This is a genomic window from Corallococcus macrosporus DSM 14697, from assembly GCF_002305895.1.
GTDB classification, from domain to species: domain Bacteria; phylum Myxococcota; class Myxococcia; order Myxococcales; family Myxococcaceae; genus Myxococcus; species Myxococcus macrosporus.
Map to the genome: position 1 here is coordinate 2028569 of NZ_CP022203.1, position 26992 is coordinate 2055560.

A 26992-nucleotide genomic window follows, 5' to 3' on the forward strand; every position below is an offset into this window, starting at 1 on the left:
CGCTAGCCGGGCACACCCCTCTGGGCAAGGCGAGGAGGCCCTGAGACGTATCGCGCTGTGTCAGATGTATCGCGTTGTGTCAGGCAGAGGGCGGCCGGGGCGGTGCGGCCAGGGTGGTGGGAAGGCGAACGCCGTCGCGCGCCGCGAACACCAGCTCCTGGGTGGGGAGGGGGATGCAGACGGAGGTGGTGAGCCCCACGTCCGCGAGCAGCTTCGCGTACTCGGACGCTGACAGCAGGTCGCCCTCGTTCGTCATGAAGCGGCGCAGCCCGAAGTAGAGGTGGTCCAGGGGGCCGTCCCGGCGCTCGTTCAGGACGTACTCGGCGATGACGAGGATGCCGTCCGGGCGCAGCGCCCGGGCCACCCGGGCGAAGATGCCGGGGATGTCCTTCGGGCTCAGCACGTTGAGCACCTGGGGGAGGATGATGACGTCGAAGTCCGCGGCGCCGAAGTCCTCGGTGAAGAGGTTCCCTGGCCAGAAGCGCGCCCGGTCCGCGACCTCCAGCTTCGCGACGTTGCGGCGCACCTGCTCCAGCACCACGGCCTGGTCGAAGTAGGTGACGTGCGTGGAGGAGGACGCGCGCGCGAAGGCGGCGCCCCACACGCCCGACCCCGTGCCGATGTCGAGCACCGCGGCGCCCTCCAGCGGGCGCACACTCGCCAGCGTGGCGGCGGCGCGCCGGCTGAGCTGGAAGTGCGTGGCGAACACGGCGGTGATCTGCTGGGAGTTGTCCGCGTAGAAGCGCCCGCTCACCTCGGGGTCCTTCAGGTCGAGCACGTAGCGCTCATCGCGCACCGTCTCGTCCAGGCGGCCCAGGGCCTCCCAGTACCGCGCGGACACGGAGAGCGAGCGCACCAGGTAGGCCAGGGCCTTGCCCTCCAGCAGCGTCTTCGCCTCGGGCGTCAGCGCCCAGGCGTCGTCCTGGCGCCGCGTCATCCCCAGGGCGGCCAGGGCCTCCAGCAGCACCCCGGGCGCGCGTGAGGACGTGGCCTCGGCCAGCGCCTGCTCCGCGCGAGGCCCCTCGGCGAGCGCCGCGAGCAGGCCGCCCTCTCCCGCGGCCAGGAGGACCTGGGTGCGCAGGGCGCTGCGCGCGAAGCGGTCGAAGAAGTCCTCGTGCGCGGGCGTGGCGAAGGCGGTGGGGGCCACCAGCCGCTCGCGGAGGTGGCCCAGGACGTCCCAGCGTTGGCCCTCGAAGTCCACGGCGTCACCGGACCGCACCGCGTCGGCCAGCCGCCCCATGGGCCCCCACCAGGGGAGCTCGGCTTCGAGCTGCTTCCGGAAGGCACCGTCGCCCAGGAGCGTGGCCGTGTGAGGGGCGAGGCTGAAGCGGCGCGCGTCGTCCATGCGGACGAAGTCCAGGCACACCAGCAGCTCCAGCAGGGAGCGGAGCCCTCGCGCGGAACACCCGAGCCGTTCCGCCAGCGCCTCCGCCGGCAGCGGTGCCTCGCGCCCCTCCACCGGGAGTGCGTCGAGGAGGCCTACCCGGAGCGCTGTCTGGAAGAGGGCGGACTCGTTCGAGGCGTTGCGCGCCCAGAAGTGGAGTGACTGTGCGAGGGAGATGGGCTCGTGGGGGGCGGCCATGAGCGCACAGCTTGTTCCCACCCGTCCTTCGGGCGCAACCCGGCCCCCACGCGACAGGCCCGGGAGCGGCTCTGATACGCTTGAAACATGGAATCACGCGCGTCGATGGTGCAACTCGTCGAGGAGTTCCTACGTGCGGAGGGGCGCGTCCGTGACGTCTGGGTGTCGCCCGAGGTGGCCTGGGTGGTACCCCGGCGCGCCGTCCGTGCGGCGGAGCTGGACGCGCTGCTCCATGAGCGCCTGGGGGCACGGGTGCCCGCCGTGGCGCTGGTGGACGCGCTGCCTCGGCTCGACTCGGGCGCGGTGGACGAGGCGGCGCTGCGGCGGGGCGCTCCCCCCGTGCCCGCGAGGCTCCAGGCCCTGGAGGACGCGCTTCGTCAGCAGGGCATCGAGGCCGTGGCGCTCGTGGGGCCCCAGCGGGACGAGGAGGTCCACACGCCGCTGGACGCCTTGCTTCCCGCTGACCTGCTGTCGAAGGCGGGTGGCGTGAGCCCGGTGTCCTCGAAGCGGAGCGTGGCCGAGGCGCGAGCGCACACGGAGGCCCGGCCGTCTCTCATTGATTCAGGGCCGCGCCGCATGCCGGACGGGGCGCCGCGAACGCTCGTGGAGCTGCTGCGGCAGGCGGTGGAGCACGGTCCCCAACTGGCCATCACCTTCATCGACGTCCAGGGCCAGCGGGAGACGCTGACCTTCTCCGCGCTCTGGGACGAAGCGCTGCGGCTGTGGGGCGGGCTGCAAGCGCGCGGTGCGAAGGCGGGGGACCGGGTGATGCTCGCGATGGAGCGCCCCGGTGACTTCGTGCGGGGCTTCTGGGCGTGCACGCTGGGCGGCGTGGTGCCGGTGCCGCTGGCGCTGCCGGCCTCGCTGGAGCGCTCGCAGCCCGGCGTCGCGCGGCTCCTCTCCGTGTCGGAGCGGCTGGGCGCGCCGCTGTTGCTCACGGATGGGCGGGCATCATCGGCGCTGACGGAAGGAGGGCTCCGAGCCCTGGCGCTGGAGTCCCTGGCGGGCGCGGCGCCGGGCCGTCCCGCGGACGTGGCGCCGGAGTCGCCCGCGATTCTGTCCTTCACCTCGGGGAGCACGGGGAGGCCCAAGGGCGTGGTGCTGACGCACGCGAACCTGATGGCCATGGGCGAGGGCATGGTGGCCGGCGGCTGGTACCTGCCTGGAGACCTGGGCGTGAGCTGGATGCCCCTGGACCACGTGGCCGGGACGAGCTACCCCCACCTGCTCGCGCTGCGCACCCGGACACCCCATGTGCTGGTGGCGCGCGACTACGTGCTGGCGGACGTGCTGCGCTGGTTGGACTTGCTCACGGAGTTCGGCGGGACGATGAGCTGGGCCCCCAACTTCGCCTATGGCCTGGTGGCGGACCGGCTGGAGCGTGGGGAGCGCCGGGCATGGCGGCTCCATCAGGTGCGGGTGCTGGGTTGCGGTGGAGAGTCCGTGCTGCCCGCGACGCTCCGGCGCTTCTCGGCGCCGCTGCGCGACAACGGGCTCCGCGAGGACGCGGTGTGCCCGGCCTGGGGCATGGCGGAGACCTCGTCGTACTTCACCATGACGCGGGGCGTGCGCGGCCACCCGGTGGAAGGCGCGACGGAGCTGGGCCCGCCTCCGGTGGGCGCGGCCTTGCGCGTGGTGGACGACGCCGACGTCGTGGTGCCCGAGGGGCAGGTGGGCCATCTCCAGGCCCGGGGCGCGCAGGTGCTGTCCGGCTACCTGGATGACGCGGAGCTCAACGCGCGCTCCTTCACGGCCGACGGCTGGTTCCGCACCGGCGACATGGCCGTGATTCAGGACGGGCAGATGGCCATCGCGGGCCGCCAGAAGGAGGTCCTCATCCTCCATGGCAACAACGTCTACCCGCAGGACATCGAGGAAGTGGTGGAGTCGGTGCCCGGCGTGCTGCCGTCGTACACCGTGGCCTGCCCGACGCGGAGCGGGGCGGCGCAGACGGATGAGCTGGCGGTCTGCTTCGTGCCCGCGCCGGACGCGCCGCCGCTGGCGGAGTTGCTGCGGAGCATCCGGGAGAAGGTGGGACGGGTGCTGGGGTTCCACGTCGCGCACCTGTTGCCGCTGGCGCGCCAGCAGGTGCCTCGCACGGAGCTGGGCAAGCGCGGCCGCACCGAGCTGCGGCGCCGCTTCGAGGCGGGAGAGCTGGTGGCCGAGCACCACCGCGCGCTGAGCATCCTGGGCGGGCCCGCCACGATGCCGCCGTGCCTGGCCGTGGCCCGGTGGGTGCCCCGGCCGCTGGCGTCATCGGTGAGCAAGGCGGAGACACAAGGCGCCGTGGTCGTCATCGCGGACGAGGCCTTCGCCGGGGCCATGCGCGAACAGATGCGCGGCCGCGAGGTGGTGCGCGTGGCGCCGGAGGCGAGCGGCGACCTTGTTCATGTCCTGGGGGCCCTGGCGGAGCGGGGGCTGCCCTGTGGCGATGTGGTGGTGCGGCTGCCTGACGTCGGTGGAGAGGCGCCGGCCCCGGATGCGGTGCACCAGCGCCCGGTGTCTGGTGCTGGCGATGCGGAGGCGAGGCGGGTGGTGCTGGCCGCGAGCGTGGCGCCCCTGCTTCGCGCCCTCCAGGCCCTGTCCGCAGGCCCTGGGGTGCGTGTGCTCGCGGTCCTTCCTGAAACGGGGACAGGGACGCACGGCGCGGGCACGCAGGCCGCCTTGTTGGCACCGGGGCTGCTCTGGGCCGCCGCGGCGGAGGTGCCCGGCCTGGAGGCGCGAGTGACATGGGCGCCCTCCGACGCTTCAGCGGCCGCTCACGCCGCGGCTCGCGAAGTCACGTCCCAGGATGCCGCGCGCGAGGTCGCGTGGCGGGATGGCACACGCTGGGAGCGCCTCTTCACGCCGTGGACGCCGCCACCGCTCGCGGCGCCCCAGCGCCTCAAGCGGGAAGGGCTCTACCTGGTGACGGGCGCGCTCGGTGGCCTGGGGCGCGAGTGGGCGCGTCAACTGCGTCAGGGCGTGGATGCCCGGTTGTTGCTCGTGGGGCGTCGTGCGCATGGGCCCGAGGCCCGGGCGCTGGAGGCCGAGCTGGGCGCCGCGAAGTACCTCTCCGTGGATGTCACCGACGAGGCGGCGCTCCGCGAGGCCGTGCGTCACGCAGAAGCGCACTTCGGGCAGCCGTGTGACGGGGCCTTCCACTTCGCGGGCACGCTGACGCCCACCCCCGTGGCCGACGAGACGCCCGAGTCGTTCGTGCAAGGCGTGGCGGCGCACGCGCTGGGCGCGCTGTCCATCGCCGCGGTCCTGGAAGACAGGCCCCAGGCCGTCTGCGTCTTCGCGGCGTCGTTGATGGGGACATTGGGCGCGGGCCGCCACGCGGCCTACTGCGCGGGCACGGCCTTCCTCGAACGGCTCGCGGAGCGGCTGACCGCCCAGGGCCGCCACGCGGCGACGGTGTCGTTGAGCCAGGTCCGGGAGACGGGGCTCGCGCGCGCGCTGGGGACGGCGCCGCCGGGCTACCGTGTCCTGGAGCCGTCCCAGGCCCTGGCCTCCGTGGCGCTAGCCGGGGAGCACGCGCCCGCGCACCTGCTGGTGGGCGTGGTGGCGTCGGCCTGGCCCTGGCGTCAGGCGGGGCTGGGCTCGGGGCGATACCTGGACGCGGCCCATGTCTTCCTCGTGCCTCCACCGCGGCCCGAAGGGCTCTCCGGCGCGGTGCTCCATCCCCTGACGGAGTGGCCGCGCCGCGCGGATGGCTCGGTGGACCGGGAGGCCCTGGCCGCGGACCTCTCCGGGATGGGAGACGGGACGCCCGCAGGTCCCTTCGAGACGGTGGTGATGGAGGCCTTCCGCGAGGTGCTCGGGGCCCAGGGGGTGGGCGCGGGCTCCGACTTCTTCACGCTGGGTGGCAGCTCGCTCCAGGCCACCCGGGTGGTGGCGCGCATCAACGAGCGCACCGGGCTGCGGCTGCGCGAGGTCGCCCTGTTCGAGCACCCCACGGCCACGGCGCTGGCGGACCATGTCCGGCGCGTGGTGGACCTGACGCAGTTGGACATCTCCGTGCTCAGTGACGCGCAGGTGGACCTGCTGCTGCGCGTGTTGGCGCCCACCTGAGCGGGGGCGGTAGTCCCCTTGCTCCGTCCGTTGTAGCGTCCAGGCACCCGGGCTTGTGCTCTTCCCGGGATGGCACTGGATTCAGGAGTCCGCGTGACGCTGTGGTGGCTCACCGTTCAAGGTGTGGTGGCACGTCCCCGGAGTTGGGTGGTGGGGTTGCTCGCGGCAGGGGCCGCGGCGCTGCTGACGCCGGGCGTGTCGCTGATGGGCAGCATCCACGAGGGCACGCGTCGCAGTCTCATCGAGAGCGGCGCGGGCGACCTCCAGGTCTATGCCGCCGCCTCCACCGGGACACCGCAGGTGGTGGTGGGGCCGGGGGGCGTCCCGGACCTGAAGCCCATCCCTGACTACGGCGCGCTGGAGCCCCGGCTGCGCGAGCTCCCCGGGGTGCGCGAGGTCGTCCCCCTGGAGCTGGGCATGGGCGCCGTGTTCCGGGGCAACGCCCTGGACGAGAAGCTGGCCGTGCTGCGTGAGGCGGCGCGAGCGCCGGCCTCCGAGGAGCGTGACGCGCGGCTGCGCCGGTTGGGCGAGGACCTGCGGCGGACGCTGGAGCGCGTGGCGCGCAACGCGGACCGCAGGGGCGAGGCCTTCGCCGAGGAGCCGGCCTTCGCGGACGACCTGCGCGTGCTGAAGGACGCCGCCCAGCCCGCCTTCTGGGAGCGGCTGACCGAGGACCCGCAGGGGCTGCTGGAGGTGCTGGAGAACCGCGTGGCGCGCCAGGCGGGTGAGGGCGAGGAGCTCCCGGTGGACTACCTGGGCACGGACGTGGCGCGCTTCGCCCGCGCCTTCCCGCGCTTCGAGCTCGTCACCGGGCAGCTTCCTCCGCCGGGGACGCGCGGCCTCGTGATGGGGCACGCCACCTACGAGCAGTACTTCAAGCACCCCATCGCCGTGCGCATGGACACGCTGCGCCGCGAGCGTGAGCGTGGCCTGACGCTGGCGGAGGACGAACAGTTGCGCACGCTGGTGGAGCGCAACGTCGCGGAGGTGCCGGACCTGGTGGCCCGCCTGGACATCGAGCGCGCGACGTCGCTCCAGGCCGGCCTGGCCCGCGTGCTGGGCGAGACGGGCGAGCTGGAGGCGCTGCTGGCGCGCTTCCTCTCGGTGGACGACGCGACCTTCGACACGCGCTTCGCGCAGTTCTACGGCGAGCTGGCCCCGTCGCTGCCGCTGTACCGGCTCAAGCCCGGGGACACGCTGTCGCTGAAGACGCCGCTGGAGAGCGGCACCGCCGTGCCGGTGCGGGTGTATGGGACGTTCCGCTTCCAGGGGCTCGGCGGGGACGATGGCCGCGTCAACATGATGAGCGTGGTGGACCTCGTCACGGCGCGGCACCTGTCCGGCCGCTTCACCGAGGCGCAGCAGGAGGAAGCGCGGGCGCTGTTCGAGACCTTCGGCATGGAAGGCGAGGCCATGGCGCCCCCCGAGTCCCTGGAGGCCTTCCACCCGCCGGACATCGTGGACGCGGAGGCGCAGACCGTGGACACGGAGCAGGCCCCCGTCTTCGAGCGCGCCCGGGCCCTGCCAGACACCTTCTCCGAGGACGAACTCTCACGCGGCACGGTGTTGCAGGCCGCGGTGGTGCTGGAGCCGGGCACCGCCGTCGAGGACGTCGAGGCGCGCATCCGCGCGTTGCCCGGCGGCGAGGCCCTGGCCACGGTGGGATGGCAGGAGGCCGGTGGGCTGTTGGGCGGACTGGTGGTGATGCTCCAGGCGGTGCTGCTGCTGTTCGCGCTGCTGCTGTCCTCCTTCGTCGCGCTGGTCGCCGCTGGCACGCTGCTGCTGCTGGCGCGGGAGCGCGTGGCGGAGGTGGGCACCCTGCGCGCGGTGGGCATGCAGCGCCGCGAGGTGTTCGCCTCGCTGCTGCTGGAGGGGACGCTGCTGGGCGGCATCGGCAGCGTGCTGGGCGCGGCGGTGGGCGCGGCGCTGCTGCGGCTGGCCACCGGGGGCGGCGTGGCGGTGGAGGATGGCTCGCTGCAATTCTTCCTCGGAGGCACGGTGCTGCGTCCGGAGCTGGCGCTGGGAGGGACCCTGGCCGTGGTGGTGGCGGTGACCGTCGTGGTGCTGCTGGCGACGCTGGTGCCGGCCTGGCGGGGCAGCGCGGTGGCGCCCATCGAAGCCATGCGCAAGGGCGAGGGCTGACCGATGCGCGCGCTTCTTCAGATTGCCTTCCGCAACCTCCTGGCCCACCGCGAGCGGGGCCTGCTGCTGCTCATCGTGCTCGCGGGCGCGAGCGCCGTGCTGGTGGGCGTGATGTCCGTGAGCGCGGGCGTCGCTCGGGCCCAGCGCGAGGCGGTGCGGACCTTCCTCGCCGGTGACCTCAACGTCGGGGGCTACTTCAAGGAGCACCCCGACTCCATCTTCCCGGTGGTGGGAGACACCTCGAAGGTCCGCTCCGTGCTCCAGCCGCACGTGCCCGCGTCCTGCCAGGTGCGGGAGCGGGGCCGGGGCTCCGCCACGGCGGGCGCGGGCAAGCACCGGGTGCGCTCGTACCTGATGAGCCTGGACGTCGCCGCCGAGGGCAGCGCGGGCTTCCGCGTACGCACCGGCTCGCTGGACGCGCTCGCGAAGCCTCGCACCGTGGCGCTGTCCACGTCGTTGGCGGAACGGCTCCAGGTGGAGGTGGGCGAGCTGGCCACGCTCTTCGTGCAGATGCCGGGCGGCAAGCGCAACGCGGTGGACGTGGAGGTGGTGGCCCTGCTGGAGCGCGCCGGCGTCCTGGGCGAGTCGGCGGGCCTGCTGGTCTCCAACGCGATGCTGCGTGAGCTGTACGGCTTCCGTCCGGACTCGGCCAGCGTGATTCAGCTCCTCTGTGAGGACAGCACGGAGCTGGAGCCCCTGGCGGGGACGCTGCGGGGCGCGCTCCAGAAGGCCGGCTTCGAGGTGCTGCCTCCCGCGCATGAGGCGTACGGCGACAAGCTCGGGCCCCTGCTGCGCGAGGGCTGGGCGGGCCAGAAGCTGGACGTGAGCACCTGGGAGGACGAGGCGGCCTTCCTCGACTTCGTGGGCCAGGGCCTGGGGCTGCTGCTGGTGCTGGTGGGCGCGGTGGTGTTCGGCGTCGTCGTCGTGGGCCTCTTCGTCTCGCTCAACGTGTCGGTGCGCGAGCGCACGCGCGAAATCGGGACGCTGCGGGCCATGGGCATGCAGCGCCGCTCGCTGGTGGCCGCGTTCATGCTGGAGGGGCTGCTGGTGGGCGGGGCGGCCTCGCTGGTGGGCGCCAGCGTGGCGGCGGGCCTGGGCGTGCTCCTGCGCGACGTGCTGCCGGTGCCGGACGCGCTCGCCACGTTGTTCTTCAGCGGCACGCTGCCGCTGGCACCTTCCCTGGGGCACGTGGTGGCCGCGGTGCTCCTGGTGACGATTGGGGCGGGGCTGGCCTCCATCATCCCGGCCTTCCGGGCCGCCTCGCTTCCTCCTCGTTCCGCCATGGAGTCCTTGTGATGAACGCACGACGCCCGCTGTCCATCCTGTTGCTCGGCTGGGCCCTGCTGCTTCCGGCGGCGGCGCTCGCGGAGGCCGCGCCGAAGCCCGCGGAGGCCGCTCCGAAGCTCGCGCCCGATGCCCTGCTGCGCCACATCGACGAGAAGATGTCCTTCACCAGCGACTACAAGGGCGTCATCCGCCTCTATGAGACGCGCAAGGACGGCGCCAAGCGGGCCATGGAGGTCCACGTCTACCGGCGCGAGGCGGACAACGACCTGCTCTTCCTCTCCACCAAGCCGCGCCACCTGGCGGGCATGGGGACGCTGCGCATCGGCCGCAACCTGTGGGACTACGAGGCGACGACGGGCTCATGGCGGCGCAACACCCAGCGCACCAACCTGCTCAACACCTTCACCTGTGAGGCGGACTTCGACCGCTCGCGGCTGGCGGAGGACTACGCCGGCAAGGACGAGGGCGACGACACCGTCAACGGCGTGGCGTACCGCAAGCTGCTGCTGACGGCGAAGAACGACCAGGTGACCTTCCCGCTGATGCGCATCTGGGTGGACCCGCAGAACAACATCGTCAAGAAGGTGGGCTACACCGCCTCCGGCCGCACACTGCGCACCGACATCGTGCGCAGCTACCAGCGCATCAAGGACCCGCTCTCCGGCAAGCACGTCCTCCACTACAAGGAAGTGCTGGAGACGGAGGAGCAGGAAGGCACGCAGATGGTGGTGCGCTACGACGAGGTGGTGTTGGCGCCGCTGGACGCCAACATCTTCACCAAGGCGTGGCTGGAGAGCCGCCTCCGCTAGCTAGCGCCCCTGTCGCTTCAACACCTCCAGGAGATGGTTCGCCAGCTCCTGGACGCAGGGCGGCTGGAGCGTCCCGAAGTGGGAGCTGGCCAGCGGCACCACGTCGAGCTGCTCGCGCGTCAGGTGTTGCTCCCAGCCCAGCGTCTCTCCGTGCAGGGCCCGTGACGGCGCGCTCGTGAAGAGCTGCACCCGGGCTCGCACGGACGGCACCTTCCAGCCCAGCACCTGCGGCACCAGCACCTCGCCCAGCACGTGCCAGATGCGGCGCAGGTCCGCGGCGCGTGAGTGGGGCGCCAGCATGCCCAGCTCGCGGCCCAGCGCCGTCACCCGCTCCCAGCGCGCGGCGTCGTCCAGCAAGGCCAGCTCCGCCTCCAGCGCGGCATCCAGGATGCCGAACTCGTCCGCCATGGAGCGCACCGGGTCCTCCGGCGTCTGGGGTCCCTCCGTCGCGGGCAGCGCGTCCACCAGGGCCAGCAGCTCCACGGTTTCGCCCTGGGCCTCCAGCGCCGCCGCGACGCCCAGCGCCGGGTAGCCGCCGAACGAGTAGCCGGCGAAGCGATAGGGCCCGTGGGGCTGCACCTCCCGGAGGTCCCGCACGTAGGCGTCGATGCGCGCGTCGAAGGTGGCGTGGCCGTGCTTCGACTGCGTCTCGGGCGCCTGGACGCCGAAGCAGCGCAGGCCAGGCTCCAGCAGCGGGGTGAGGTTCCGGTAGTAGTGCAGCTCGCCGTCGGCGGGGTGGAACACGAAGAAGGGCGGCGCGGACTTCGGCGTCTGCTTGCCGGAGAGGGACACCACGCTGGAGCGCGGAGGCCCTTCGGCCAGCAGCTCCTGCACGGCGTCCGCCGTCTCACGGAACACCGGGTATTGGAAGAGCGTGGCCAGCGGGACGGGCACGCCCAGCTCCTCTTCCATACGGCTCAGCAGGCGCATCGCGAGGATGGAGTCGCCGCCCGTCTGGAAGAAGTCATCGCTGGCGCCGATGTCCGTGCGTCCCAGCACCTCGCGCCACAGCCGCTCCAGGGCCATCTCCAGCGTGGTGCGGAACGGCGTCTCGTGGTGCTCGCCCGGTGTCTCCTGCACGGCGGGCGCGGCGGGCTGCGTGGACGCGTCTGGCAGCGCCTGCCGGTCCACCTTGCCGTTGGCGTTGATGGGCAGGGCCTCCATGACGACGAGCGCCGTGGGCACCATGTACGAGGGCAGCCGTGAAGCGACGTGCTCCCGCAGCGCCTCCACGCGCACCTGGGCGGGCGGGGCCTGGATGAACGCTTGGAGCTGTGTCTGTCCGGAGCCTCCCGTGCGCGCCAGCACCACGGCCTCCTCGACGCCCGGGAACTGGCGCAGGCAGGCCTCGATCTCCGCCAGCTCGACGCGGAAGCCCCGAATCTTGATTTGGTGGTCCGCGCGGCCGAGGAAGCGCAGCCGGCCATCCGGCAGCATCCGGGCCAGGTCACCCGTGTGGTACATGCGCGCGCCAGGCTCGGACGAGAAGGGGTCGGGGATGAAGCGCTCGGCCGTCAGGTCCGGCGCGCCCAGGTAGCCCCGCGCTGGCGCCGCGCCGCCGATGTACACGCGGCCGGGGAGCCCCGGCAGCACCGGCTCCAGGTGCTCGTCGAGCAGGTGGATGCGCACCCGCGGAATGGGCCGGCCGATGGGGAAGGTGGCCTCGGTGCCCAGGCCCTCCGCGCCCGGGATGTCGCAGGTGGCGGAGGTAATCGTGCACTCGGTGGGGCCGTAGACGTTGAGCCACGGCGCATGGCCGCCGCCCACGCGCACCCAGGCCTCATACGTCTCGCGCTTGAGCACGTCGCCACCGGGCGCGAGCAGGCGCAGCCGCGCGGGGACGCGCTGGCCGTGGGACTCCATCTGGCGAATCCACTCCTCGATGTACGTGGGCGGCAGGCTGATGAGGGTGATGCCCGTCTCCTCCAGGTACGGCGTCATGACGTGCGCGGGCACCAGCCCGCTGCGCATCACCACCGTCGCGCCCACCACCAGCGGCGGGTAGAGGTCCTCCGCCGCCGCGTCGAAGCTGAGCGGCGCGAACTGGAGCATCCTGTCGCCCGGACGCAGGCCGAAGCGCGCGGCCAGGGCGACGTTGTGGTTCACCACGCTGCGGTGCTCCACCATCACGCCCTTGGGCTCACCCGTGGAGCCGGACGTGAAGACGATGTACGCCACCTGCGACGCCGGCACATGTCGGGGCCCGGGCTCCAGGTCCTCGGCGACGTGCTCGGGCTGGGGCGGCACCTCCACGTCGGGCACCAGTCCCGCGTGGGCCTCCAGCGCCTCGGCGTCCACCCAGAGCCGCCGCACGCCCGCGCGCGCCAGCACCGAGCGCTTGCGCGGCTCCGGCCACCCCGCGTCCAGCGGCACGTAGGCGCCGCCCGCCTTGAGGATGCCCAGCAGCGCGGCCATGCCCTGGTTGGAGGGCTCCATCACCACGCCCACCCGCTCCTCCGGCTGCATGCCCTGGGCGAGCAGGCGCGCGGCCAGCGCGTTGGCGCGGGCGTTGAGCTCCGCGTAGCTCCAGGTCGACTCGCCATGGGCCACGGCGGGCGCCTGGGGCGAGCGGCGCACCTGCGCCTCGAAGAGCGTGTGGATGCACGCGCCCTCCGGAATGGCCTGCGGTCCGCCATCCAGCGTGGCCAGCACCTGCGCGCGCTGCTGTGAGGACAGCAGGGACAGCCGGGCCAGGGGCGCGTCCGGTGCGCGCACGGCCTCGGTGAGAAGCTGCTCGAAGGCGCGGGCCATGCGCTGCGCCGTGGCGGCGGTGAAGAGGGCGCTGTCGGTGGCGAGGAAGCCCAGCGTCCCGCCTTCGGGCCGCTCGATGAGGTGCAGCACCACGTCGTAGGCGGGGAAGATGCTCTCGCCGTCCAGGTACGTGGTGCGCAGCTCGCCAAAGGACAGGGAGGCGGGGCTGTCCAGCAGCAGCAGCGCCTGGGCCAGCGGCGGCGCGGTCCGGGGGGCGTCCGGCTGCGCCGTGTCCGCGATGCGCTTGAAGGGGACCTCCTGGTTCGCGGTGGCGTGGCCCACGACCTCCCAGGCGCGGCGCAGCAGCGCGCGGAAGGACGGGGCGCCCGCCACCTCGGTGCACAGGGGCAGCACGTTGGCGAAGTAGCCCACCTGTCGCTCGGAGCGCGGCAGCACGCGGCCGGAGAAGGGCGACGCGACGACGACGTGCGGCTGGGCGCTGAGCCGGTGCAGCCACAGCTGCATCAACGCGAGCACCGCGGTGAAGGGGGACACGCCTTCGCGCCGGGCCAGGGCCTGGAGCGCCGTCATCGCCTCGGCGCCGAGGGACAGGGGCTCCGGCCGCATGTTCGCGTTCAGCGCGGGCGCCCGGCGAGGGAAGTCCAGCGGCAGGTCGAGGACGGACGGCGCGTGCGCCAGCGCGTCCTTCCAGGAGGCCACGGCGGCGTCCACTTCGCGCAGGTGCTCGGGGCTCCGTTGCCAGAGGGCGAAGTCCGCGTACGTGCGCGGCGCGGGAGGCAGCAGCGGCGTGGCGGCGGCCCACGCCTGGGCGAGCTCCTCCAGGAAGGCTCCCATGCCAATGCCGTCGTTGACCAGGTGGCTCATGGACGCGACGAGCACGTGGCGCGAGCCCGTGGCGTCCAGCCGCGCCAGCTCGAAGCGGTACAGCGGCCCCTGGTCCACGGCGAAGGGCTCGCGGTCATGCCGGGTGGCGATGGCGCGCGCGGCGTCCAGCGCCTCGGCGGCGGGCAGGTGGGACAGGTCCGTCTGGGCGAGCACCGGCCGGGTGATGGGGTGCGCCTGGGTGACGACCGCACCGTGCTCCAGGTGGAAGGTGGTGCGCAGGGTGGCGTTGTGCTCCAGCACGGCCTCCAGGGCAGTCTCCAGGCGCGCGACGTCCAGGTCGCCTTCGAGCACCAGCGCGGCGACGACGACGAAGGGCGGCGCCTCCGGGAGCTGCATCGCGTACCAGAGCCGCTCCTGCACCAGCGAGGCGGGGACGCGCTCCGGCCGCGCGCGGGGCGCGGCGTCCACGACCTCCACCACCCTGGGAGACGCATCGACGCGGGCCGCGAGCTCCGCCAGCGTCGGCGTGGCGAACAGCGTCGCCACGGGCAGCTCAACGCCCAGCCGCTCCCGGACGCGGGAGGCAAGCTGGACGGACAGCAGCGAGTGGCCTCCGAGCTCGAAGAAGTCGTCCCGGGCACCCACGCGAGGCACGCCCAGCAGCGCCTCCCAGAGCTGCGCCAGGGCGCGCTCGGTGGGCGTGGACGGCGGAACGAAGTCCTCGCCCGGCGCGGCCTGCGCTTCCGGCGCGGGCAGGGCTTCCCGGTCCACCTTGCCATTGGGCGTCAGCGGAAGCTGGGGCAGCGCCACCAGCGCGGCGGGAACCATGTGCGCGGGCAGCCGCTGCGTCAGCGCGGCGCGCAGGGGCTCCGTGTCGGGCACCGCGTCGTGGCCGGTGACGTAGCCCACGAGTCGAGGCCCGGTGACGCCATCCTCGCGGAGGACGACCGTCGCGGCGGCGATGCCCGGCAGCTCTCGGAGCGCGGCTTCCACCTCGCCCGGCTCCACGCGGTGGCCGCGCACCTTCACCTGGAAGTCCACGCGGCCCAGGTACTCGAGCACGTCGGAGGGCCGCAGCCGCACCCGGTCGCCCGTGCGGTACATGCGCGCGCCTGGGACGGAGGAGAACGGGTCCGGAACGAAGCGCTCGGCGGTGAGCTCGGGGCGGCGCCAGTACCCGCGCGCCACGCCTTCGCCGCCGATGTAGAGCTCGCCAGGGACGCCCGCGGGCACCGGCCGCAGGGATGCGTCCAGCACGTAGAGGCGCGTGTTGGCGATGGGGCGGCCAATGGGCACCGCGCCCTCCACCGCCGTGTCCGCGTCCACGGTGTGTACGCAGCAGCCCACCACCGTCTCCGTGGGGCCGTACTCATTGATGAGTCGCGTGCCCGGCGCGTGACGCCGCCAGGGTTCCACCACGGCCGAGGTCAGCGCCTCGCCACCGATGACGAAGGCGCGGGTGCGGCCCGCGCGTGCCTCGGGCGCAAGCTGCGCGGCCAGCATCTGGAGGTGCGCGGGCGTCAGCTTCACCAAGCTGAAGTCCGCGCCGGTGCGAAGCGCGGCGGCCAGGCCGTCCACGCCCTCCTCCTCCGGCACGAGCGTCACGGGCCTGCCCGCCGTGAGCGGCAGCAGCAGGCTGGTGACGGTGAGGTCGAACGCCAGCGAGGAATGAACGGGCGCGCCCGCGCCGTCATCAACGGCGTACGCCGTCCGAGCCCAGTGCAGGTAGTTCACCACGCCCCGGTGCTCCACCATGACGCCCTTGGGCCGGCCGGTGCTGCCAGAGGTGTAGATGAGGTACGCGAGGTCCTCCGCCGAGGAGACGGCTTCGAGCGGCGCGTCCGGCTCACGCCCGGCGGTGCGCTCCCACTCCGAGTCCAGGCACAGCACGAGCGCCTGGGACACGGGCAGCGTGTCCGCCACAGCGTCCTCGGTGATGAGCACGGGCGCGCCGGTGTCCTCCAGCAGGAAGTTCAGCCGCGCGGGCGGATGGGACGCGTCCATCGGGACGTAGGCGCCCCCGGCCTTCAGCACGCCGAGCACCGCCACCACCATGTCCACGGAGCGGCGGAGGCACAGGCCCACCAGCGTCTGGCTCCGCACGCCTAGCCGGCGCAGGTGCCGCGCGAGCTGGTTGGCCCGCGCGTTCAACTGGCCATAGGTGAGCACGTCCGCGCCGTGCAGGACGGCGGGCGCGTCCGGCGCGCGAGCGGCCTGCGCCTCGAACAGCGCATGGACGGTGTGCTCGCGAGGGAAGTCCGCGTCGGCGCCGTTCCACGTCTGGAGCAGGTGCTCCCGTTCAGCGGCGGGCAGCACCTCCAGCGCGGACACGGCGGTGCCCGGCGCCTCCAGCGCGTGCTGGAGCAACCGGAGGTAATGGCCCAGGAAGCGCTGCGCGGTGGTGACCTCGAACAGCTCGGTGCCGTAGCGCAGGGCCAGGGTGTAGCCCGTGGCGGACTCGGCGACCCACAGGGACAAATCGAACGGGCTGGTGAGCAGCTCCGGCTGGAGCGGCCTGGCACGGAGGTCCGGGAAGGCATCCGCCAGTGTGCGGTCGGTGCGCACCAGGTCGAACATCACCTGGAACAGCGGCGAATGCGTGGCCGAGCGCTCCACACCCAGCGCCTGGACGACGCGGTCCAGCGGGACGTCCTGGTGGGCCAGCGCCTCCAGCGTGGTGGCGCGCACGCGGGCCACCAGTGTGGAGAAGGGCGCGTCGGGCGCCACGGGCGTGCGCAGCGCCACGGTGTTGAGCATCAGCCCGACGACGCCCTCCAATGCGGGATGCGTGCGCCCGGCGACAGGCGTGCCGACGCAGAAGTCCTCCTGGCCGGAGTAGCGGTGGAGCAGCGCGGAGAAGGCGGCCAGCAGCACCATGTACGGCGTCGCTTGCTGCTCGCGGCAGAAGGCCTGGAGCGCGCGCACCGTGTCGGCGGACAGGGCGTGGCCGCCGGTGATGGCGCCCGTGAGCAGGGGCGCCTCGGGACGCGGCTTGTCTGGGGTGAGCCGGAGCAGGCCGGGCACGCCTTCGAGCTTCTGCTTCCAGTAGGTGAGCTGGGCCTCGTCGCGCTCGCGAGCGGGTGGGGTGCGCAGCCACGCGGCGATGTCCGCGTGCTCCAGCCGGGGCGGCGCGAGCGTGGGCACGCGGCGGTGATGGAAGGCGGCGTAGGCCTCGCCCAGCTCGTGCACCAGGACGTCCAGCGACAGTCCGTCCACCACGAGGTGATGGAAGGCCAGCAGCAGGACGTGCTGCTCCGGCGCCGTGCGCAGCAGCCGGAAGCGGTAGAGCGGACCGCGCGCCAGGTCGAAGGGCGCATGGACCGCGTCGCGAGCCCACTGCTCCGGGGCGTCCGACGCCTCCACGTCCAGCACGCGCGCGGGAACAGGGGCCTGCACGGGGGCCGGCAGGCCATCACGCGCGGGCACGGCGAGCCGCAGCACCGGATGCCGCGTCACCAGCCAGCGCAGGGCGTCCTCCATGGCCGCCACGTCCAGCGGGCCGGCCAGCTCCACGGCCTCGGCGAGGTGATAGGCGCTGGTGCCTGGATGGAGCTGCTGCACGAACCACAGCCGCTCCTGCGTGGGAGACAGCGTCAGCGCCGCGTCCACTGGACGGGGCACCGGCGCGGGGAGCAGCGCCGCGCCGTCACGTCGCGCCTCCAGCTCGCGCGCGAGGCCCGCGATGGTGGGCTCGGTGAAGAACGCCTGGAGCGGGAACTCCACGTCGAACGCCTGCCGCACCCGGGCCACCAGCCGCGTGGCGGCCAGCGAGTGGCCTCCGATGTGGAAGAAGTCGTCCTCGCGCCGCACCTGCGGCACGCCCAGCACCTGGCAGAACAGCAGCGCGAGCAGCTCCTCGACGGCGCCTCGGGGGCGCGCGCCGGGCGCGGCTTCCGGCTCCATGTCCTGGACGGGCAGGGCGGCCAGCGCCTTGCGGTCCACCTTGCCGCTGGTCGTCATCGGCAGGGCGTTCAGCACCGTGAAGCGGGAGGGCACCAGCGCCTCGGGCAGCGCGCGCGACAGGCCTTCCCGGAGCCGCGCCTCGACGCCGGGCGCGGTGTCATCCAGCACGAGGAAGGACTCCAGCCGCGCGTCCCGCTGGCTTCCGCGCACCACCACCGACGCCTGCCTCACGCCGGGCTGGCGCAGGAGGGCGGCCTCCACCTCTTCCAGCTCCACGCGGACGCCGCGCACCTTCACCTGGAAGTCGGTGCGTCCCAGGAAGCCCAGCGAGCCATCGCCGTTCCACCGCACGCGGTCACCGGTGCGGTACAGGCGTGCGCCCTCCGTGCCGGAGAAGGCGTCGGGGATGAAGCGGTCCGCGGTGAGGTCCGGCCGGTCGCGGTAGCCACGTCCCAGGCAGGTGCCGCCGATGTAGAGCTCGCCGGGGACGCCCGGAGGCACCGGCGCGCCGCTCGCGTCCAGCACATACAGCCGGCACCGGTCCAGCGGACGGCCCAGGCGCACGGGCCGGTCGGGCAGCGTGATTTCCGCCGCCACGTTGATGCTCGTCTCCGTGGGGCCATAGGTGTTGACCAGCCGCGTCTGGGTGAGCGCGAGCTGCCGCACCAACGGGTCTGGCAGCACCTCGCCGCCCGTGACGAGCACCTTGAGCGCGCGGAACGCCTCGGGCGCTCCGGGCTCCTCCAACGCCGTGGCCAGCGAGGAGGGGGTGATGACCACGTGGGTGATGCCATGGCGGAGGATGTCGCGACCCAGCCCCAGCGGCCCTACCTCGCGCAGCACGGTGCGCGCGCCACGGGTGATGCTGAAGAGCAGCTCCTCCAGGTGGATGTCGAACGACAGGCTGCCGGAAGACGCCCAGCACTCACCCGGCTGCGTGGCGTAGTACGTGTCGAACGCCGCGAAGCAGTGGACGACGTTGCGGTGCGTGAGCTCCACCCCCTTGGGCTCGCCCGTGGAGCCGGAGGTGTAGAGCAGGTAGGCGAGGTGCTCGGCGCGCGGAGGCCTGGGGACGGCCACCACGTCGCCACGCACGTCGGGCGACACGAGAGGAACCCCAGGCTCCACACCCGCGAAGAGTCCAGGGCGGCTGACGACGAGCCGCGCCCGGGCCTGTCGCAGCAGCGCCGCGCGGCGAGCCGGCGGGTGCGTCGCTTCCAAGGGGAGGCATCCCGCGCCGCTGATGAAGATGGCGACCAGGGACACCACCGCGTCCAGCGAGCGCTCCAGGCACAGGCCCACCACGGCCTCGGGGCCCGCGCCCGCGGCCGTCAGGTGTGCCGCGAGCCGTGATGCGCGGGTATGCAGCTCGCGGAACGTGAGGGTGCCTTCGGGCGCCACCACCGCAGGGGCGTCCGGCGTGCGCGCCACCTGGGCCTCGATGAGGGACACGATGGTCCCCTCCGAGTCGAAGGGGCGCTCGGTGGCGTTGAAGCCCTGGAGCACCTGCGCTCGCTCGGCGGCGGACAGCAGGGCCAGCTCGCCCACGGTCGTGCGAGGCGAGGCCACCGCGTGGGCCAGGAGCTGCACGTAGTGGTTGCGCAGCCGCTCCACGGTGCCGGGCTCGAACAGGTCGGTGCTGTACTGGAAGTAGACCTCGAAGCCCTCGCCCACCTCGATGGCGGTGAGGAAGAGGTCGACCTCGCAGGTCCACGTCTCGATGGGGACGCGCCGCGCGCCCAGGGCGTGGAAGCCGCTGGCGGCGGACAGCTCGGTGCGGTGCAGGTCGAACATCACCTGCACGAGCGGCGCGTGCCCCGGGCTGCGCTCGACGCCGAGGGCGCGCACCAATTGCTCGAAGGGGACGTCCTGGTGTCCCAGCGCGTCGAGGGTGGAGGAGCGGACCTGCGCGAGGAGGGAAGCGAAGGAGGTGGAGGGCTCCACCTGCGTGCGGAGCGGCACGGTGTTGGCGAGCAGGCCGACGACACCTTCGAGCGAAGGATGGGTGCGGCCCGAAACAGGGGTGCCGACGCAGAAGTCGTCCTGCTGGGAGTAGCGGTACAGCAGCGCGGCGAACGCGGCGTACAGCACCATGAACGGGGTGACTTGCTGTTGCCGGCACAGCGCCCTCAGGCTCTCGGAGAGAGACGGAGGCAGCGGGTGGTAGCCGGTGTTGCCGCCCCGGTGCGAGAGGACCGCGGGGCGAGGCTTGTCGGCGGGAAGCTGAAGCAGCTCCGGCGCGCCGGAGAGCCGCTGCTTCCAGTAATCGAGCTGTGCCGCGTCGCGAGCCTGCACGGGCTCGGCGCGCTGCCACGCGGCCACGTCCGAGTAGTGCAGCGCCACGGGTGCCAGTGAGGGCGCGTGGCCCTGCTGGAAGGCGGCATAGGCCTCGCCCAGCTCGTGCATGAGCAGGCCCGCGGAGAGCGCGTCACTCACCAGGTGGTGGAACACGACGACCAGTACGTGCCGCGCCTGCTCGGCTTCGAGCAGCAGGAAGCGGTAGAGCGGACCGTGCTCCACGTCGAACGGCCGGTTGCCTTCCTCCGTGAGACGCCGTGCCTGCCGGGCCGGTGCGTCCGCACCAGGGGGCAGGGGCTCCACCTGGAGCACGCTCGCGGGTACTGGGGCCACGCTGGCCTGGGGCTGGCCCTGGCGTGACGACACCGTGGTGCGGAGCACCGGATGCCGCACCAGCAGCCACCGCGCCGCCGCATCCAGCGCGGGAACGTCTACCGTCCCAGTCCACTCCGCGGCCTGTCCGACGACGTGCGCCCCGGAGTCCGGCTGGAGTTGGTGGATGAACCAGAGGCGCTCCTGCGCCTGGGAGAGGGAAGGCGCGGTGGACGCCGAGGCCGCGCGCTGAAGGGCCCCGGCTTCATTCGTGAGGCCGGCGAGGGAAGGCTCAGTGCGCGAAGAGTCCTCGCGCTGAAGTGCCCCGGCGTCACGCGTAGGGCCCGCGACGGAAGGCGCGGAAGAGGCCTCTCGCTGGAGCGAGGCGACTTCAAGCGCGAGGCTTGAGACAGAAGGGGAGGTGAAGAGGGAGGAGAGTGGAAGCTGGACGCCCAGGGAGTGACGGACGCGCGCGACGAGGCGGGTGGCGGAGAGTGAGTGGCCCCCGAGGTGGAAGAAGCTGGCCTCGCGCTCGATGCGCTCGACGCCGAGGACCTGGCAGAAGAGCTGGGCCAGCAGCTCCTCCAGGGGCCCGCGAGGAGGCCCGCCCTCGGAGAGGGAAGGGGCCTCGTCGAGAGGCAGCGCGGCGAGCGCCTTGCGGTCGAGCTTGCCGGTGGAGGTGAGGGGAAGCTGGGGACGGAGGACCCAGCGAGAGGGGAGCATGAAGGCCGGCAGGAGCCGGGCGAGCGCGGCCTGGAGGGAGTGGACGTCGGTGTCGGGGGAAGAGGGGACGACCCAGGCGGCGAGCCAGGAGTCGGAGGGCCCGCGGCGCTGGACGGTGACGGCGGCGGAGCGGACGCCGGGCAGGGACGCGAGCGCGGCTTCGACCTCGCCCAGCTCGATGCGCATGCCGCGCACCTTCACCTGGAAGTCGACGCGGCCCAGGAAGCTCAGGGTGCCGTTAGTGTTCCAGAGGCCTCGGTCGCCCGTGCGGTACAGGCGGGCACCCGGTGTCGTGCTGAACGGGTGCGGGACGAAGCGCTCGGCGGTGAGGTCCGCGCGGCCCACGTAGCCACGGCCGACGCCGGTGCCGCCGATATAGAGCTCACCGGGAACGCCCGGGGGCAGCGGCTGGAGCGCGTCGTCCAGGACGTACACCTCCATGTTGGCCTTGGGGGTACCGATGGGCGTGCTGGCGCTCGCGGGCGGCGCGAGCATGCGCCAGAGCGTGGCGGTGTCCGCGCACTCGGCGGGGCCGTAGGCGTTGACCAGGGGCACGCTGGGGTAGCGCTCGAACCAGGCGCGGCAGGTCGAAGGTGGAAGCGCCTCGCCGATGGTGAGCATCTGGCGAAGGGCGGGCAGCGGCGCATCGCCCGGCTCTTCGAGCAGCGCCTGGAGCAGCGAGGGCACCAGCTCCACGGTGGTGGCGCCGGCCTGCTGCAAGGCCGCGATGAGCCGCGCCGGCTCACGCACGACGTCGTCATCCACGACGTAGGCCGTTCCTCCAGCGGCGAGCGCGCCCAGCATCTGCCAGATGGAGATGTCGAAGGAGAGCGGCGCCGTCTGCGCCAGGACGTCGGATGCGCCGAGCTGGAGCGAGTGCTGCATGCCCAGCAGGTGGTTGAGCATGCCGCGGTGGTCCACCATGACGCCCTTGGGCGTGCCAGTGGAGCCAGAGGTGAAGAGGACGTAGGCCAGCGAGTCCGGCGTCACGAAGGACGTCAGCGGCGCATCGGACTCGGCCGCCATGGGCTGGAGCGACAGCACCCGAGGCCGCAGCTCCGCCGGAAGCTCCTCGAGCACCTCGGCGAGCAGTGACTCCACCGGGCCCAGGGGAAGCACGAAGGGCGCGCGGCTCTCCATCAAGAGCCGCGCGAGGCGCGAGGCGGGGAGCTGCGCATCCAAGGGGAGGTATGCGGCGCCCGCCTTGTGCAGCGACAGCAGCGCGCGAACGGTGGCCTCGGAGCGGCGCCCGAGCACGGCCACCACGGACTCGTGTCCAACGCCCTGGGCCCGCAGCGTGCGCGCGGCGCGAAGGCCCTGCGTCTCCAGTTGTGCGTACGTCCACTGCGCGTCGGCGGAGGCGAGGGCCACCTGGTCGGGCGTGTTGCGCGCATGCGCGCTGATGCGCTCGGGCAGGCAGGTGTCCAGGCCGAACGCCAGTGGCGTGGGGCGGGCGTGGCGAAGCACCACGGCCTGCTCGTCGGACGACAGCAGGGACAGCCGTGACAGGGGCAGGTGGGGCTCGGTCAGCGCCTGGGCGAGCAGCCGCTGGTAGTGCTCCAGCATCCGGCGCGCGGTCTCCGCCTCGAACAGCTCGCCGCTGTAGCGGAGGAAGAGCTCGAAGTGGCCGGACTGCTCGATGACGCTCAGCGCGAGGTCGAACGGACTGGCGCGGATGTCGACAGGAACCGGGCGCGCCTCCAGCCCCGAGAACGCGTCCGCGAGCGAGCCTTGCACCCGGTGCAGGTCGAACATCACCTGGTACAGCGGTGAGTGACTGAGGCTGCGCTCGACGCCGAGCGCCTGGACCAGTCGCTCGAAGGGGACGTCCTGGTGCCCCAGCGCGTCGAGGGTGGTGGAGCGGACCTGCGCGAGGAGGGAAGCGAAGGAGGTGGAGGGCTCCACCTGCGTGCGGAGCGGCACGGTGTTGGCGAGCAGGCCGACGACACCTTCGAGCGAAGGATGGGTGCGGCCCGAAACGGGGGTGCCGACGCAGAAGTCGTCCTGCTGGGAGTAGCGGTACAGCAGCGCGGCGAACGCGGCGTACAGCACCATGAAGGGCGTGGCGTCGTGCTCACGGCTCGCGCGCTGCACGGCGTCCGTGAGCGCGGCGGGCAGCGCCTGAGTCCCCGTGGAGGCTCCCTGGTGTGTGAGGACGGCGGGGCGGGGCTTGTCCGTGGGAAGCTGGAGCAGCGCCGGTGCCCCGGAGAGCCGCTGCTTCCAGTAGTCGAGCTGCACCGCGTCGCGGGCCTGCACGGGCTCGGAGCGCTGCCACGCGGCCACGTCCGAGTAGTGCAGCGTCACGGAGGCCAGCGAGGGCGCCTGGCCTCGCTGGAACGCGGCGTAGGCCTCGCCCAGCTCGCGCAGCAGGATGTCCAGCGAGAGGCCGTCCACCACCAGATGGTGGAACACCGCCAGCAGCACATGCCGGTCATCACCGATGTCGAGCAGCAGGAAGCGGTACAGCGGCCCCTGCTCCAGCGAGAAGGGCCGCCACGACTCCTGCTGGAGCCGCAGGTCCAACGCTTCCGGCGCCGAGCGCAGCGCCTCGGTTTGAAGCACGCGAGCCGGCACGGAAGACACCTCGACGCGTGCCTGTCCCTGCTGGGAGACCACGGTGGTGCGGAGCACCGGGTGCCGCTCCAGCAGCCACCGCACCGCCGAGTCCAACGCCTCGGCGCTCACCGCCCCGCGAAGCTCTACCGCCTGGGGGATGTGGTAGGCGCCGGAGTCCGGCTGGAGTTGGTGGATGAACCAGAGGCGCTCCTGCGCCTGGGAGAGCGAAGGCGCGGAGGCGGAAGGCGGAAGCGAGGAGGACGCGGGCTGAAGCACCCCGGTGTCACTCGTGGGGCTCGCGAGGGAAGGCGCGGTGGACGCCGAGTCCGCGCGCTGAAGGGCCCCGGCTTCATTCGTGAGGCCCGCGGCGGAAGGCAGGAGCGAGGACGCCGCGTGCTGAAGGGCCTCTGCGTCACGCGTAGGGCCCGCGACGGAAGGGGCGGAAGAGGCCTCGCGCTGGAGCGAGGCGACTTCAAGCGCGAGGCTGGCAACAGAAGGCGAGGTGAAGAGGGAGGAGAGGGGAAGCTGGACGCCCAGGGAGTGACGGACGCGCGCGACGAGCCGGGTGGCGGAGAGTGAGTGGCCACCGAGGTGGAAGAAGCTGGCCTCGCGCTCGATGCGCTCGACGCCGAGGACCTGGCAGAAGAGCTGGGCCAGCAGCTCCTCCAGGGGGCCGCGAGGAGGCCCGCCCTCGGAGAGGGAAGGGGCCTCGTCGAGAGGCAGCGCGGCGAGCGCCTTGCGGTCGAGCTTGCCGGTGGAGGTGAGGGGAAGCTGGGGACGGAGGACCCAGCGAGAGGGGAGCATGAAGGCCGGCAGGAGCCGGGCGAGCGCGGCCTGGAGGGAGTGGACGTTGGTGTCGGGCGAAGAGGGGACGACCCAGGCGGCGAGCCAGGAGTCGGAGGGCCCTCTGCGCTGGACGGTGATGGCGGCGGAGCGGACGCCGGGCAGGGACGCGAGCGCGGCTTCGACCTCGCCCAGCTCGATGCGCATGCCGCGCACCTTCACCTGGAGGTCGGCGCGAGAGACGAACTGGAGCACGCCGTCCGGCAGCCAGCGCCCCAGGTCTCCGGAGCGGTAGAGCCGCGCGCCGGGCGTGGTGCTGAATGGGTGCGGGACGAAGCGCTCGGCGGTGAGGTCCGCGCGGCCCACGTAGCCGCGGGCCACGCCAAGTCCGCCCAGGTACAGCTCGCCCACCACGCCGGCCGGCACGGGCTGGAGCGCGTCGTCCAGGACGTACACCTCCATGTTGGCCTTGGGCGTGCCAATGGGGGTGAAGGTGCCTTCGGGGGCCTCGTTGATGAAGTGCAGGCTGGCGACGTCCGAGCTCTCCGTCGGGCCGTAGGCATCCGCCATCCGGCAGCCGGGGCAGCGCTCCAGCCAGGTGCGGCACAGCGCGGGCGGCACGGGCTCGCCGCCGAGCACGACCCAGCGCATGTCCGGGAAGTCCTGCTCCGGACGGGCGCCTTCCAGGATGGCCTGGAGGACGGAGGGCACCATCTCCATGACGGTGGCGCGCCCCTGCTCCAGCGCGTCGGCCAGCCGGGGCGGGTCCCGCATCACGTCGTCTTCAATCAGGTACGTGGTGCCGCCACCCGGCAGCGCGCCCAGCATCTGCCAGATGGAGATGTCGAAGCTGAGCGCGGCAATCTGGGCCACGACGTCATACCCGTCCAGGCCCAGCGCCTCGCGCATGCCCAGCAGGTGGTTGAGCATGCCGCGGTGGTCCACCATGACGCCCTTGGGCGTGCCGGTGGAGCCGGAGGTGAAGAGGACGTAGGCCAGCGAGTCCGGCGTGGCCCGGGGCGCCAGCCGCTCCGAGCGCTCCGCCTCGAGCCCCTCCAGCGACAGCACCCGGGGCCGAAGCTCCGCCGGAAGCTCCGCCAGCACCTCGGCGAGCAGTGACTCCACCGGGCCCAGGGGAAGGACGAACGGCGCACGGCTCTCCGCCAGGAGCCGCGCCAGGCGCGCCGCTGGGAGCTGCGCGTCCAGCGGGAGGTACGCGCCACCCGCCTTGTGAATCGACATCAGCGCGCGAACGGTGGCCTCGGAGCGGCGCCCGAGCACGGCCACCACCGACTCCAGGCCGACGTCCTGGGCCACCAGCCTTCGCGCCGCGCGGTTGGTGTGGGCCTCCAACTCCGCGTACGTCCACCGCGCGCTGGCGGAGGCCAGGGCCACCTGGTCCGGCGTGCGCGCGGCCTGGGCGGAGAAGTGCTCGGGGAAGGGCGCGTCCAGCGGGAAGGGACGGCGCGGCGGATTCGAGTCCGCCAGCACGCGGGCCCGCTCCGCCTCCGGCAGCAGCGACAGCGCGTCGACGCGCGTGTCGGGTGCCCGCAGCGCGTGCGTGAGGAGCTGGAGGTAGTGCCCCAGCATCCGCCGCGCCGTGGAGGCCTCGAAGAGGTCGGTGCTGTAGCGGGCGAAGAGTTCGAAGCCGGACGCGCTCTCGAAGAGCGTGACGTGCAGGTCGAACTCGCACGCGCCCGTGTCCATGGGCAGGTCGCGGGCCTGGGCCTCCGGGAAGGCGCCCGCCAGCGAGTGCTCCACGCGGTACAGGTCGAACATCACCTGGAACAGCGGGGAGTGGCTGAGGCTCCGCTCCACGCCCAGCGCCTGCACCAGCCGCTCGAAGGGGAGGGCCTGGTGTCCCAGCGCCCCGAGCGTGGTGGCGCGCACCTGGTCGAGCAACGCGGTGAAGGCGTCCGCCGCGTTGACGCGTGTGCGCAGCACCACGGTGTTGACGAACAGGCCGACCAGTTCCTCCAGCGACGGGTGCGTGCGTCCAGAGACGGGCGTGCCGACGCAGAAGTCGTCCTGCCGCGAGTACCGGTACAGCAGCGCGGCGAAGGCCGCGTACAGCGTCATGAACGGCGACACCTGCCGCTCACGGCAGAAGGCGCGCAGCGCGCGGGTGAGCACGGGGGGCAGGGCGACCCGCTCCGTCAGCGCCCCCCGGTCCGAGCGCCGGGCGGGCCGGGGCTTGTCGGTGGGCAGCTCCAGGCCCTGCACGGCGCCTTCGAGCTGCCGCTTCCACCAGGCCAGCAGCTCCGGCTCCTGCGCGGTGGCGTCGGGCGTGTGCTGCCACGCGGCGGCATCCGCGTACTCCAACGGGAGCGGGGCCAGCGCGGGCGCCTCGCCGCGAGCGTGCGCGGCGTGAAGCACCCCCAGCTCCCGCATCAGCACGTTGATGGACGCGCCGTCGGTGACGAGGTGGTGGAACACCAGGGTCAGCACCTGGCGCTGGCCGGCGAGCTTCAGCAGGCGGAAGCGGTACAGCGGCCCCTGCTCCAGGTCGAAGGGCCGGGAGGCCTCTTCGCGCAGCCGGCGCGACAGCGCGGCTTCACTCGCGCCCGTGGCGTCCTCCACGTCGAGGACGCGCTCGGGGATGTCCAGGTAGCGAAGCTGGGGGCGGCCCGCCTCGGCGGGGAAGCGCGCCCGCAACAGGGGATGCCGCGCCAGCAGGGCTCGCAGCGCGCCGTCGAGCGCGCCTTCGTCCACGGGGGACTCCAGCATCGCGGCCCAGGGCACCACGTAGGTCGCGGTGTCCGGGCGGAGCTGGTGCAGGAACCACATGCGCTCCTGCGCGGGAGACAGCACGTCGGCGGCTCCCTCGGGACGGCGCGAGGGGCCCACGAGGTTCCGGTGGGGCGCCGTGACGGGCGCGCTGTCCGGGGTGGAGGCCTTGCGCTGCTCCAGGAGCTTGCGGAGTTGCTCGCGTTTCGCGGCGGCGGCGAGGGAGTCGGATTCGGAGCGCGAAGTCATGAGGCGGAGGTCCGGAAGGCCCGTGGGG

6 protein-coding genes are annotated in these 26992 nt (G+C 73.1%); 4 read left to right on the plus strand and 2 right to left on the minus strand.

From position 1 onward, the window contains the following. Positions 1-79 precede the first annotated feature (79 nt). On the minus strand, positions 80-1582 hold the full coding sequence (locus MYMAC_RS08630; RefSeq protein WP_013935252.1) for a methyltransferase: 1503 nt from the start codon (positions 1580-1582) through the stop codon (positions 80-82). Positions 1583-1687: 105 nt separating this feature from the next. Here MYMAC_RS08630 and MYMAC_RS08635 point away from each other — a divergent pair, with 105 nt between their 5' ends. From MYMAC_RS08635 to MYMAC_RS08650, 4 genes are all read left to right on the plus strand, one after another. Then, positions 1688-5638, plus strand: coding sequence for an SDR family NAD(P)-dependent oxidoreductase (locus MYMAC_RS08635; protein ID WP_095957726.1), 3951 nt, complete (start codon positions 1688-1690; stop codon positions 5636-5638). 93 nt (positions 5639-5731) lie between these two features. After that, entirely contained in the window at positions 5732-7780 is a 2049-nt protein-coding gene (locus MYMAC_RS08640; protein ID WP_239989423.1) for an FtsX-like permease family protein, read from the plus strand. A 3-nt stretch (positions 7781-7783) separates the two neighbouring features. Beyond that, positions 7784-9076 (plus strand): ABC transporter permease, encoded by a 1293-nt coding sequence (locus MYMAC_RS08645; protein ID WP_095957728.1) that lies wholly within the window; start codon positions 7784-7786, stop codon positions 9074-9076. Continuing rightward, entirely contained in the window at positions 9076-9876 is an 801-nt protein-coding gene (locus MYMAC_RS08650; RefSeq protein ID WP_239989424.1) for an outer membrane lipoprotein-sorting protein, read from the plus strand. The genes MYMAC_RS08645 and MYMAC_RS08650 overlap by 1 nt, the downstream gene beginning before the upstream one ends. Here MYMAC_RS08650 and MYMAC_RS08655 read toward each other — a convergent pair whose 3' ends face one another. Beyond that, positions 9877-26964: a non-ribosomal peptide synthetase gene (locus MYMAC_RS08655; protein ID WP_239989425.1), complete on the minus strand. Its 17088-nt coding sequence runs from the start codon at positions 26962-26964 to the stop codon at positions 9877-9879. Between the last annotated feature and the right edge of the window lie 28 nt (positions 26965-26992).